Annotated in this window: 10 protein-coding genes; 5 read left to right on the plus strand and 5 right to left on the minus strand. The window is 68.9% G+C overall.

Going from position 1 to position 12792, the window contains the following annotated elements; all coding sequences use genetic code 11:
- Position 1: 1 nt before the first annotated feature.
- Together DL519_RS29515 and glf are read right to left on the minus strand one after the other, a co-directional pair.
- Positions 2–1963: a glycosyltransferase gene (locus DL519_RS29515; RefSeq protein ID WP_190819619.1), complete on the minus strand. Its 1962-nt coding sequence runs from the start codon at positions 1961–1963 to the stop codon at positions 2–4.
- Position 1964: 1 nt separating this feature from the next.
- Entirely contained in the window at positions 1965–3155 is a 1191-nt protein-coding gene (gene glf, locus DL519_RS29520; RefSeq protein WP_190819621.1) for a UDP-galactopyranose mutase, read from the minus strand.
- Between the two features lie 314 nt (positions 3156–3469).
- Here glf and DL519_RS29525 point away from each other — a divergent pair, with 314 nt between their 5' ends.
- Both DL519_RS29525 and DL519_RS29530 read left to right on the plus strand, forming a co-directional pair.
- Positions 3470–4708 (plus strand): glycosyltransferase 87 family protein, encoded by a 1239-nt coding sequence (locus tag DL519_RS29525; protein WP_223839702.1) that lies wholly within the window; start codon positions 3470–3472, stop codon positions 4706–4708.
- Positions 4709–4934: 226 nt separating this feature from the next.
- The gene (locus DL519_RS29530) at positions 4935–5966 is read left to right on the plus strand and encodes an N-acetylmuramoyl-L-alanine amidase (RefSeq protein ID WP_190819625.1); all 1032 of its coding nucleotides are present in this window, start codon (positions 4935–4937) and stop codon (positions 5964–5966) included.
- A gap of 32 nt (positions 5967–5998) precedes the next feature.
- Here the strand turns inward: DL519_RS29530 and DL519_RS29535 are convergent, their stop codons facing one another.
- On the minus strand, positions 5999–6811 hold the full coding sequence (locus DL519_RS29535; RefSeq protein WP_190819627.1) for an HAD family hydrolase: 813 nt from the start codon (positions 6809–6811) through the stop codon (positions 5999–6001).
- A gap of 126 nt (positions 6812–6937) precedes the next feature.
- On the opposite strand from DL519_RS29535, the gene DL519_RS29540 reads away from it, so the two are divergent.
- From DL519_RS29540 to DL519_RS29550, 3 genes are all read left to right on the plus strand, one after another.
- Positions 6938–7810, plus strand: coding sequence for an LLM class flavin-dependent oxidoreductase (locus DL519_RS29540; protein ID WP_223839705.1), 873 nt, complete (start codon positions 6938–6940; stop codon positions 7808–7810).
- A gap of 637 nt (positions 7811–8447) precedes the next feature.
- Entirely contained in the window at positions 8448–9083 is a 636-nt protein-coding gene (locus DL519_RS29545; protein WP_190819628.1) for an endonuclease, read from the plus strand.
- A 253-nt stretch (positions 9084–9336) separates the two neighbouring features.
- Positions 9337–10134, plus strand: a complete 798-nt coding sequence (locus tag DL519_RS29550; RefSeq protein ID WP_190824290.1) for a transposase family protein — start codon at positions 9337–9339, stop codon at positions 10132–10134.
- Positions 10135–10284: 150 nt separating this feature from the next.
- Here DL519_RS29550 and serS read toward each other — a convergent pair whose 3' ends face one another.
- Both serS and DL519_RS29560 read right to left on the minus strand, forming a co-directional pair.
- Positions 10285–11547, minus strand: coding sequence for a serine--tRNA ligase (gene serS, locus DL519_RS29555; protein WP_190819629.1), 1263 nt, complete (start codon positions 11545–11547; stop codon positions 10285–10287).
- Positions 11548–11620: 73 nt separating this feature from the next.
- Positions 11621–12790 carry a glutathionylspermidine synthase family protein gene (locus tag DL519_RS29560; RefSeq protein ID WP_190819630.1) on the minus strand — a complete coding sequence of 390 codons (1170 nt, stop codon included), beginning with the start codon at positions 12788–12790 and terminating at the stop codon, positions 11621–11623.
- Between the last annotated feature and the right edge of the window lie 2 nt (positions 12791–12792).

A 12792-nucleotide genomic window follows, 5' to 3' on the forward strand; every position in this document is an offset into this window, starting at 1 on the left:
GTCACTTCTGGTCGAAGACCTGTTTCCAGGACTCCGCACTGGTCAGCTCGGGCAACGCGTCGCGGTAGGCGGACCGCAGCCGCCCCCACTCCCGCGCCAGCCGCTTGTAGTTCGCCAGCGCGCGCATCCCGAGTCGGCGGAACTCCTCCGGGTCGCGGCGCCGGAACGCCACCCCGCTGCCGTCGGCGTTCGACACGGTCGCGCTGTCCAGGTTGCCCAGCAGGAACCACCGTGCGCTGGCGGCGGGCACGTTCAGCTGGGGCCGGTCGGTGGCCGACTTCGTCGGCTCCTTGAGGTTGTGCAGCAGCGCCTTCGATGCGCGGGCCGCGATCACCGCCGGGTTCACCGGCGGCTTGAGCAGGCCCTCGGCCATGATCGGGTCCGCCGACGGCGGCGGGAACTCGCGGGCCGACGGCAGCGTCTTGGCATCGTCGTAGTCCTTGCGCAGCTCGCGGACCTCCGGCAGCGCCGAGCGGAGGCTGTCGAACAGCCCCTCCGGGCCCGCCATGAAGTCCTCAATCGCCTTCTGCTGCACCGCGACCGTCGAGTACTCCATCGACAGCAGGTGCCGGAGCGTGAGCTTGAGGCCCTGCTTGACGATGTTGGTCTTGACTTCCTCCGGGCTGTGCAGCGCGGCCAGGATCAGCCGGTTGCGCGTGTGGAAGTACGAAGTCCAGTCCGTGGCGTCGTTCTTGTCGGTCCACGGCATGTGCCAGATTGCCGCGCCCGGCAGCGTCACCGTCGGGAACCCGTGCCCGCCCGCGCGCAGCGAGTACTCCGAGTCGTCGTGCTTGATGAACAGCGGCAGCGGCAACCCGGTGCGTTCGATGACCTCGCGCGGGAACAGGCACATCCACCAGCCGTTGTAGGTGGAGTGGATGCGCTGGTGCAGCTTGGTGGTCTTGCGCAGCGGCTTCTTGGCGAAGTCGTGGTCGGTGACCGCGCCCGGCGCGGCCCGCCAGATGCCATTGGCGAGGTCGACGACCTCACCCATGGTGTGCAGCCGCGAGCGGGCCTGCAGGTTCAGCATCTGGCCGCCGACGATCACCGGGTTCGAGGCGGCGCGCGCGAACGCGTTCGCCCGCAGCACGCCGTCCGGCTCCAGCGCGATGTCGTCGTCGATGACCATGACCTGCGCGGCGTCCGAGTTGTGGACGCCCTCGTACATGACCCGGGTGAAGCCGCCGGAGCCGCCGAGGTTGTCCTGCTCGATCACGTGCAGCTTGTCGCCGATCCGCCGGGCGGCCTCGTCGAAGCCCTGGGTGTCGCGGATCTTCTGCGGGCCCTGGTCTGCCACCACGACCCGCTCGACGACGTCCATCACCTGCGGGTCCTCGCCCAGCGTCTGCAGCGCGAGCACGCAGTCGGCGGGCCGGATCGTGGTGGTGCCGATCAGCACCTTCTGCTTGGACAGCGGGACGTCGGTGGTCCACGCCGCCTCATCGATCTCCAGCGGGGCGTCGTTGGTGAACAGGTCGAACCAGATCCACCCGCCGTCCTCGAACGGCGTCAGCGACACCCGGAACTCCAGCGACTTCCAGTCGTCGCTGGCCACCGGGGTGCCCTTCAGGTGGACGCTGTCGCCGTTGGCCTTCGAGCGGTAGACGTCGAGCCGACCGGCCCCCTTCACCTTCAGCCGCAGCACAACCTCGTCGACCTTTGTCCAACGCTTCCAGTAACTGGCCGGGAAGGCGTTGAAGTAGGACGCCAGGGAGATCTTGCGGTGCGAGGGCACCAGCAGGCGGCGCCGCGACACGACCGTCGCGGAGCTGTCCAGCGCCGCGGGCTCGTCGATGTACAGCGGACGCACGTCCAGCGGGTCCTCGCTGCGCGGGAACACTACGCGCTGCAGCACCTGCTCGGGCGCCACGTCGGCGGTTCCGGAGCGCACCGACGTCACGTCGCTGAGCTTGCTCTCGCCCGCGGCGGCAGCACGGTCCTCTCGGGGGGTCCGGTCGGTCACGTCAGTCCTCCAGCGAGCCGTCCAGCGAACGACCCTCGGTGAAGTAAGGGGCGATCTTGTTGTCGAACATGCTCAGCGCCGAACCGATGGCCATGTGCATGTCCAGGTACTTGTAGGTCCCGAGCCGTCCGCCGAAGACGACCTTGCGCTCCTTGGCCTCCTTCTTGGCCAGCTCGCGGTAGGCCTCCAGCTTCTGCCGGTCCGCCGGGGTGTTGATCGGGTAGTACGGTTCGTCGCCGCTTTCCGCGGACCGCGAGTACTCGCGGACGATGACCGTCTTGTCCTTCGGGTAGTAGTCGCGCTCCGGGTGGAAGTGCCGGAACTCGTGGATCCGGGTGTACGCGACGTCCTCGTCGGCGTAGTTCATCACCGACGTGCCCTGGAAGTCCTCGGTCTGCACGACCTCGGTCTCGAAGTCCAGGGTGCGCCAGCCCAGCTCGCCCTCGACGAAGTCGAAGTAGCGGTCCAGCGGGCCGGTGTAGACGACCGGAACGTCGGCCGGCAGCTCGGCGCGCACGTCGAAGAAGTCGGTGCTCAGCCGGACCTCGATGTTCGGGTGATCGGCCATCTTCTGCAGCCAGGCCGTGTAGCCGTCGACCGGCAGGCCCTCGAAGCTGTCGTTGAAGTACCGGTTGTTGAAGTTGTAGCGGACCGGCAGGCGGCTGATGATGGCCGCGGGCAGTTCCTTGGGGTCGGTCTGCCACTGCTTGGCCGTGTACCCGCGCATGAACGCCTCGTACAGCGGGCGGCCGATCAGCGAGATGGCCTTCTCCTCCAGGTTCTGCGCGTCCGCGGTGTTGATCTCGGACGCCTGCTCGGCGACCAGCGCCTTCGCCTCGTCCGGGGTGAACGAGCGGCCGAAGAACTGGCACAACAAGCCCAAGTTCATCGGGAGCGAGTAAATCTGCCCCTGGTACTTGGTGAACACCCGGTGCTGATAGTCCGTGAACTCGGTGAACTGGTTCACGTAGTCCCAGACCCGTTTGTTCGAGGTGTGGAAGAGGTGGGCGCCGTAGCGGTGCACCTCGATACCCGTCTCGGGCTCCGCCTCCGAGTAGGCGTTGCCCCCGATGTGGTCACGTCGGTCCAGCACCAGCACCCGCTTGTCCAGCTGGGTGGCGGCGCGCTCTGCGATCGTGAGGCCGAAGAATCCGGAACCAACAACGATCAGGTCATAGCCTGCGAAGCTCACAGCCGTCGAGGGTAGCGGGGGCAAACCACCGGCCCGAAACCGCGTTGACGTTCGCCGCTACGCATAGCTACGTGGCGTGTCGATATCGCCTCGCTCAGCGGCCTCCCCACCCTTGATCAGGCCTTTCTTCATACAATCGATGATTCCGCGAGTACCGTCCGCAGCTATTCGCGACTGTTATTACCCGTCAGGCGACGCGACCGGCGAGTCGTGCCGCGGGTAGCATCGCGCGCGGCGTCGACTCGCCCCGCAGCCGCCGCGGGCCGGTAACCGGCGCGGTAGCGGGGCCTGATCCTGGGATGGTGAGCATCGGCTTGGCACGCGCGCGTGATGGGCGGTTCCTGCTGGTCGCGGCGGTCGTGATCGAGGTACTCGCGATCTGGTTCGTGCACTGGATCGACACCCGCGGCTACATGGACACCGAGATCTACCGGCTCGGTGCCCGGGCGTGGCTGAACGGTTACCAGGTGTACGGCGACGGCCTGACGCCGGAGAGCCCGGACTCCGGCACGCTGCCGTTCATCTACCCGCCGTTCGCGGCACTGCTGTTCATCCCGCTGACCTGGCTGTCGGTGGACGGCGCGGTCGTGCTGGTGGCGGTGCTGTCGCACATCGCGATCCTCGTCACTGCCTACTCGCTGGCCCGCTCGTCGGACTACCTCGCGCCGCGCGCCGGGCTGGTGGCGGTGGCCACCGCGGTGCTGATGGGGTGGTTCACGCTGATCGAGCCGGCCCGCGAGACGATCAACTACGGTCAGATCAACCTGGTGCTGATGGCGCTGGTCGCGGCCGACTGCCTGCTGCCGCGCACCAGGTGGCCGCGCGGGTTGCTGGTGGGCATCGCGGCGGCGATCAAGCTGACGCCGCTCGGGTTCCTGCTGCTGTTCCTGCTGCGCCGGGACTACCGCGCGATGGCCGTGACGGGCCTGACGTTCGCCGCCACCGTGCTGATCGGGCTGGTCGCCGCGCCGAAGGACTCGGCGGACTGGTGGCTGGACAAGATGCTGTCCACCGGGGACTCCTTCGGCACCGTCTACGCCGGCAACCTCACGTTGCGCAGCCTGCTGGCGAAGCAGTCGCTGACCGGGTTCGAGCTGAACTCCCTGTGGGTCCTCGGTTCGGTGCTGCTGCTGGCGCACGCGGTGCTCGGCATGCGATACGCGCTGCGGATGGCGAACGTGCCGCTGGCGCTGATGCTCAACGCCGTGCTGGTGCTGCTGGTGTCGCCGATCTCCTGGTCGCACCACTGGGTCTGGGCCGGGCCGACGCTCGCGCTGCTGTTCGCCATGTCGTTGCGGCACCGCTGGTACGGCGTGCTGCTGACCGTCGGGTTGTGCGCGCTGACGGTCCTCGCCGGCCCGCAGTGGTACCTGCCGAACACCGAGGACCGCGAGCTGGACTGGACGTTCTCGCAGCAGGTCGTCGGCAATGCCTACACGCTGATCGGCATCGGCTTCCTGATCGCGGCGGCGGTCGCCTACATCCGCTTCCGGGGTCCAGGCGCCCCGCAACTTCCATTGAAATCGAACCGACGATTTCCATTGAAATCGTAGAAGTTGTCCACATCCTCCGGTGTGTCGCGGACCGACACACCGGTGTTCCGCGATTTCAATGGAAATCGGACCTCTGATTTCCATTGAAATCGCGGGAATCGTCCACAGGGGACGCCGGGTCGTGGTCACTCGGACAGAGCAGTTGACCAGCGGAGGATCCGGACCCACCGGATACTCGCCTCACGTATGCCGCCCCGATCGCCGTCGCGGAAGCGAGGTATCGCCAATGCGTCTCCGGTTCAGCGTCCCGATCGTCCTCTTGCTCACCACGACCGCACTGCCCGGTGCGAGCGCGGCGGAGACCCCCGAGACGACCAGCACCCGAATCGCGTTGCGCGACGCGCCGATGAACCGCGACGCAACGCGGGAAGTGCATCCCGGCGGGGTTTTCGACCTGGTCGGCATCACCTGGCGCGGCCCCGCGCCAGACCGCGTCGAGGTGCGCACCCGGAGCGCCGCCGGCTGGAGCCCGTGGTCGGAGCTGGAAGCGATCGACGCGGCGCAGGGCAGCGAACCGCTGTGGACCGGGCGCGCCGACACCGCCGAGGTGCGGGCCAGCCGGGCGGGCGCGGACGTGACCGGCGAGCTGGAACTCGTCGCGATCAACCCGGGCTCCGCACCCGCCGCGCCACCCCGGTCGAGCGCCCCGGGGCAGCCGCCGGTCGTCGGCCGCGCGCAGTGGGGCGCCGACGAGAGCCAGATGACCTGGCCGCCGGAGCGCACCGAGACCAAGGCGGTCGTGGTGCACCACACCGCCGGGACCAACGACTACGACTGCGGCCGGTCGGCCGACATCGTGCGGGCGATCTACCGCTACCACGCCGTCGAGCTGAAGTGGGGCGACATCGGCTACCACGCCCTGGTCGACAAGTGCGGCACGATCTTCGAGGGCCGCGCCGGCGGGCTGCGCGACGACATCATCGGCGGCCACGCGCGGGGCTTCAACGGCGGGACGTTCGGCGTGTCGATGATGGGCAACTACGACCGCATCGCGCCTTCCGGCGCCACCATCGAGTCGGTCGCGGCGATCAGCGCGTGGAAGCTGAACACCGCCAGGATTCCCGCGGACGGCCGCATCGAGCTGATCGCCGGGCCCGCGAACAACTCGCACTTCCCGCCCGGCGCGGCGGTTCCGCTACCGACGATCTTCGGCCACCGCGACGTGAGCAAGACGGCCTGTCCGGGGCAGCGCGGCTACGAGCAGCTCGACAAGATCCGGGCCCGCGCAACAGCCATGCAACGCGACTACCGGCCATGACCGGTTGACCGCAGTTTCAAATGAAACTGCGGTCACCACCAGCGGTCGAGGACGTGCGCCACGCCGTCTTCGGCGTTGGTTGCCGTGACCTCGTCTGCCACCTCCAGGGCCTCCGGGTGGGCGTTGCGCATCGCCACGCCGTGGCCCGCCCACTTCAGCATCGAAACGTCGTTGGGCATGTCGCCGAAGGCGATCACGTCAGCCTGGTCCACGCCCAGCTCCTCGGCCACCGCCGCCAGGCCGGTCGCCTTGTCGACGCCCGCCGCGGACAGCTCGATCAGCCCGGCCGTCGTCGAGTAGGTCAGCTGGAGCTGCGAGCCGAGCACCTCGCCGGCCGCCGCCGCCATCTCCGCGCTGGTCATGTGCTCGTGCAGGACCAGCAGCTTGACCGCGGCCTTACCGGTCAGCTCGCCCGCGCCGGCCACGTGGATGTCCGAATTCGGCCACACCCGGCGGAAATCGGCCTCGGCGAGGAACTGCTCGTGGGGCCGGTCCCGCGCGCCGTCGGTGGTCCGCTCCACCGCGAAGGCGCAGCCCGGCAGCCCGTGCCGCAGCTCGCGGGCCACGTCGTGCAGCAGCACCGGGTCGATCACGTGGCTGTGCAGCACCCGGTCGGCGGACGCGTCGTAGAGCACCGCACCGTTCGCGCAAACCGCCATCCCGGACACGCCCAGCCCATCGACGACCATCGGCATCCAGCGCGGCGGACGCCCGGTGACCAGCACGAACGGCGTGCCCGACGCCACCACCCGCTGCACCGTCCGCGCGGTTCGCGGGCTCACCCGCTCCATCGGGTCGAGCAGGGTTCCGTCCACGTCCGATGCCACCAGGCCAGGTTTGCGCACCCAGTCATCCTGCCCGGTCCCGGTCGTCGCACGGGAGGCCCGGGCCCCTGTTACGCGACCCGCGCCACTTTCCGCATCACCTGATCGGGTCGATAAGGGCGGGGCTCGACCAGTACGGTCAACGGCGTGCGAGTTGGGATCGTGATTCTGCCCGAACACCGTTGGTGGGCTGCCGAGCCGCTGTGGCGGATGGCCGAGGAGTACGGCTTCGCCCACGCCTGGACCTACGACCACCTCGGTTGGCGGTCCCTGGTGGACAAGCCGTGGTTCGACGCGGTTCCGACGTTGACCGCGGCCGCCACGCTCACCTCGACGATCCGGCTGGGCACCCTGGTCGCGTCGCCGAACTTCCGGCACCCCGCGCACTTCGCGCGCGAGCTGACCGCGCTGGACGACATCGCCGACGGCCGCATCACGCTCGGCATCGGCGCGGGCGGCATCGGTTTCGACGCGCACGTGCTGGGCCGCGCCGAACTCACCGCCGGGCAGCGCGTCGACCGGTTCACCGAGTTCGTCGAGCTGCTCGACCAGATCCTCACCCAAGACTGCACCGACTACTCCGGCGAGTACTACACGGCCGTCCAAGCTCACCGGGCGCCCGGCTGCGCGCAGCTGCCCCGGATGCCGTTCGTGATCGCCGCCAACGGGCCGCGGTCGATGCGGTTGGCAGCGGAGTACGGCCAGGGCTGGGTCACCACCGGCCGGCCTGCCGACGACGTGGAGACCTGGTGGCGGTCGGTCGCCGAGCTGTCGCTGCGGTTCGCCGAAGTGCTCGCCGAACAGGGCCGCGACCCGGCGAATGTCGACAAGTACCTGCAGGTGGACGCCGCACCGGCCTACTCGATGTCCAGTGTGGACTACTTCCGGGACGTGGTCGGCCGGGCCGCGGAGCTCGGTTTCACCGACGTCATCACGCATTGGCCACGCACCGAGGAGCCGTACGCGGGCAAGGAGACCACTGTCGAGGAGATCGCCTCGGAGGTCCTGCCCGAACTGTGATCTACCCGTGACAACCCGAGCACGCGCCGACGCATCGCACGGAGCATGCAAAGCACTACATGGGGGCGTACTCGCCGATTCACCGTTCTGCCGTTCGCCGCGCTCGCACTGACCGCACTCGTGACCGCAGGTTGCTCGCAAGCACCCAGCGGCACGCCCGGCTCTCCCGCGACGGGCCAGCCGCAGGCCACCGAATCGGCGCGGGAGGCCCCCGGTTCTGGGGCACCCAGCAGACGCGGCGTCAACACCTGCAGCGCCATGCCGTCGGTGTCGACCGTCGGCGCCTCGTTCCCGCGCAAAACCATCACGGCCGGGCCTGGCTTGTCGTCGGTGAACAGCTCGGACAGCCCGACGTCCGGCGCGGTCGCCAGCCGGGCCGGCACGTCCAAGGACGGCGTCGCCTCGCCACGCTCCACGCTCACCAGGTGCTCGAGGTCCAGCTCCGCCTGCCCGGCAAGATCGACCTGGTCCAGCCCACGAGCCCAGCCGCAGCCGGCGGATCCGGTCGCGAGACCGGCCAGTGCGAGGGCCTGCGCGCCACCAGGGGGTTGGACACGCCCCACCGTAAGCCGGGCCGCAACCGCAGGTGTGCCCCCGGGAGCTGCCGGGTAGGCCTCTCCGGCAGGAGGTGGTCGCGATGTCGGTGAAGAACGTCGTGCAATTCCTGCTGGACGAGGCGGGCACCACCTATGCGGCCCAGGCCGGGATCTCGTTGGCGAACAAACCCGCCCCGCTGTACCGGTTGCTGGTGCTGTCGATGCTGATGTCCACCCGGATCAAGGCGGAACTGGCGGTATCGGCCGCGCGCGAACTGGCCGAGTTCGGGACGCCGCAGAAGATGTGCGACGCGACCTGGCAGCAGCGGGTCGACGCGCTCGACCGCGGGCACTACGCGCGGTACGACGAGAGCACGTCCACGGCGCTCGGCAAGGGCGCGCAGCTGCTGATCGACCGGTACCACGGGGATCTCCGGCGGATGCGCGCGAAGGCCGACGGGGACATCGACCTACTGCAGGAGAAGCTCACCGAACTTCCCCGGCTCGGGCCGGTGGGCGCGGACATCTTCTGCCGCGAGGTGCAGCTGGTGTGGCCCGAGGTCCGGCCGTTCTTCGACAAGAAGGCGTTGGCGGGCGCGGAGAAGCTCGGCCTGCCCACCGATTCGAACCGGCTCGCGGGCCTCGTCGAAGGGCACGAGCTCGCCCGCCTGGCGGCCGCCCTGGTCCGGGCGACCCTCGACCGCGGCCTCGCCGCCGAGATCACCAAGGCGGCCTGAACCCACTGGTCAGGACCCATGAGCGCGTCGCGGGGTTCGCAATTTCCATTGAAATCTAAGGTCCGATTTCAATGAGGTGATCTCGGTAAGAAGTGGCTGAAGGCGGCCTGCCGGAATGGGTGTGTGATCGGGTAGGGCTGGCCTGGGGAGAGTGGGACGTGGGGTCCCTGGTAGAAGAAGTTCGACCAAGAAACGATCTTCGACCAGGGAAGGCCCCACGTGGTCACGTACCAAACTCGATGTTCCCCGTGAACTGGTGCTCTTCCTCAGCAAGCTGCTGGCCGGTGAACGCCGCCGGAAAGGGACCCGCAAGGGGCGCCGGGCGTTGACCACGTTCTGGCAGGCTGTGCTGGTCCTGCGGTGGTTCCGCGACCGCACCGACACCACCAAACTGGCCCGCGATCACGGTGTCGCCCGCGCGACCGGCTACCGGTATGTCGACGAGGGCATCGAGGCGCTGGCCGCGCAGGCCCCGGATCTGCACGACGCCCTGCAACGGGCCAAAGACAACGGCGACGCCTATCTGATCCTGGACGGCAAAAACTTCTCCTCCGACCGTCTCGGCGAAAAGACCACCAGCGCCAAAGACACCGAGATCGACCTGTGGTACTCCGGGAAAACCCGCGAACAAGCCGGCAACATCCAAGCACTGACGGACCCGGACGGGTTCCCGCTGTGGGTCTCCGACGTCGAGCCCGGGTCCGTCCACGACATCACCGCCGCTGAAAACCACGTCCTCGGCGCCCTGTACTGGGCTTACTCCCAGCTCGACCTGCCCACCCTGGCCGACGGCGGCTACCAGGGTGCCGGAGCCGGGGTCCTCACCCCGATCAAACACCCCAAAACCAGCAAAGGCCGCCCACTCGACGTCGACAACCAGACCTACAACAAACTGCTGCGCGGCCTGCGCGCCCTCGGCGAACGCGGATTCGCCCTGCTCACCGGCCGTTGGCGCGCCCTACGACACTTCACCACCAGCCCCCGCAAAATCGGCACCATCGTCAAAGCCGCACTCGTACTCACCCAATTCGAACACGGCCGACTCGCATAACCCCCTACTGAGATCACCTCAATGGAAATTGCGTAGGACGGAGTCCGGACGACGACCGTAATTCCCGCAGGGGGGCCGTAATTCCCGCAGGGGCCGCCGCACGCACCGACACGTGAGACGAGCCTGGAAATCAGCCCCCGGCCTGGGTGATCACTTGGGTTCGAGGACCTCGCGGCCGCCGAGGAACGGGCGCAGTGCCTCGGGCACCCGCACCGAGCCGTCCGGCTGCTGGTGGTTCTCCAGGATCGCGACGATCCACCGGGTGGTGGCCAGCGTGCCGTTGAGCGTGGCGGCGATCTGCGGGCGGCCGTCCTCGTCGCGGTAGCGGGTGTTCAGCCGCCGCGCCTGGAACGTGGTGCAGTTCGACGTCGAGGTCAGCTCGCGGTAGGTCTGCTGGCTCGGCACCCACGCCTCGCAGTCGAACTTGCGGGCCGCGCTGGCGCCGAGGTCCCCGGCCGCCGTGTCGATCACCCGGTAGGGCACCTCGATCTTGGCGAGCATCTCCTCTTCCCAGGCCAGCAGCCGCTGGTGCTCGTCGCGGGCCTCGTCCTCCCGGCAGTAGACGAACATCTCCAGCTTGTTGAACTGGTGCACCCGGATGATGCCGCGGGTGTCCCGGCCGTAGGAACCGGCCTCCCGGCGGAAGCACGTCGACCAGCCCGCGTAGCGCAGCGGCCCGGTGGAGAAGTCCACGATCTCGCCCGAGTGGTAGCCCGCCAGCGGGACCTCGGAGGTGCCGACCAGGTACAGGTCGTCCTCCTCCAACCGGTACACCTCGGTGGCGTGCGCGCCGAGGAACCCGGTGCCCTCCATGATCTCCGGGCGAACCAGCACCGGCGGCACGACCAGGGTGAAACCGGCGGCGGCGGCCTGCGCGGCGGCCATGTTCAGCAGCGCCAGCTCCAGCTGCGCACCGATGCCGGTCAGGAAGTAGAAGCGGGCGCCGGCGACCTTCGCGCCGCGCTCCATGTCGAAGGCGCCGATGGCCGTGCCCAGCTCGACGTGGTCCTTGATCTCGAAGTCGAACTCGCGCGGCACCCCGACGTGCTTGAGCACGGCGTAGTCGTCCTCGCCGCCCGGCGGCACGTCGGCCTCGACGACGTTGGACACGGCCTTCTGCGACCGCAGCAGCTCCTCGTCGGCCGCCGACTGCTCCGCCTCGGCCTCCTTGACCTGCGCGGCGAGCTCCTTGGCCCGGGTCAGCAGGGCCTCGCGCTCCTCGCCCTTGGCCTTGCCGACCTGCTTGCCGAGCTGCTTCTGCTCCGCGCGCAGGTTGTCCGCCCGGGACACCGCGGACCTGCGACGCTCGTCGGCGGACAGCAGCGCGTCCACCAGGGACGCGTCCTCTCCTCGCGCGCGCTGCGAAGCGCGCACCGCTTCCGGATCATCGCGTAGCGTCTTCAGGTCGATCACAGCTGGTCAGCGTAGCCGCCCACCGCAAGAGACCCACCCGCAGGGTGCGTCCTGCGGCGATCAGGGTATGGGGTCAGGAGCTCGCGGGGATGCGGTGCGGCACGAAGGCCGCGCCGTCGTCGGTGATCAGGCCCGCCGTCTCGCGGATGCCGAGGCCCGCCGACGAGTCGCCGACCACCCATGCCCCGAGGGCCGGGCGCATCCCGTCGAACTCCGGCAGCGGGTCGAAGGCCTGGTAGACGTAGCCCTCCTCGCCGTACACCCCGCCGGTCTCGGTCTCCCAGCCCGGCGCGACGACCGCGATGTTGTTGCCCTCGCGCCCCAGGCGGGGCTTTCGCACGTACTCGGTGAGCAGGCCGGGCTGGTCCAGGAACGTCGGCAACAGGTTGGGGTGCCCCGGGTGCATCTCCCACAGGACCGCCAGCAGCGCCTTGTTGGACAGCAGCATCTTCCAGAGCGGCTCGACCCACTGGGTGGCCGGCAGCGTCTTGACGGCGTGCTTGCCGAAGTCGTCGCCGACCATCCACTCCCAGGGGTAGATCTTGACGACCGAGTTCACCGGCGCTTCTTCCAGGTCGACGAAGCGCTTAAGCAGGCTGTCCCAGCCGATCTCCTCGATCGGCAGGCCGACGGTGTCCAGCCCGGCCTCGGCCGCGGTCTCCTGCAGGTAGGCCGCGGTGATGTTGTCCTCGCCGGTGACGTCCGCGGACGACCAAGTGAAGTGCACCTCGTTGGTGGCCAGCTGCTTGGTGATCTCGCCCCAGCGCTCGACGAGCGTCTCGTGGATGGAGTTCCACTGGTCGTCGCCCTCGTGGCACTCGGTCAGCCAGTGCCACTGCACGACCGCCGCCTCCAGCAGCGAGGTCGGGGTGTCGGCGTTGTATTCCAGCAGCTTCGCCGGGCCGGTGCCGTCGTAGCGCAGGTCGAACCGGCCGTAGAGGTGCGGGTCGTGGCGCTTCCAGGACTCGGCGATGTGCGGCCAGACCCACTCCGGGATGCCGAAGTCCTTGTAGCGCTCCGTGATGATGACGTGATCGACGGCGTCCAGGCACATCGAGTGCAGCAGCTCGACGTCCGCCTCCAGCGACAGCACCTCGTCGAGGCTGAACTCGTAGTGCACGCCCTCGTCCCAGTAAGGCCGCGCTGTGCCGTCCGCCGCGCGCGCGGGCGTGCCGAAGACGAGCCCGAGCTCCTCGACCTTGGCCTGCCAGTCCGGTCGTCGTGCCGTGGTCCTGCGACGCACTC

Origin of the sequence: Saccharopolyspora pogona, assembly GCF_014697215.1 — a bacterium.
In the GTDB taxonomy this organism is placed as follows: Bacteria; Actinomycetota; Actinomycetes; order Mycobacteriales; family Pseudonocardiaceae; genus Saccharopolyspora; species Saccharopolyspora hattusasensis.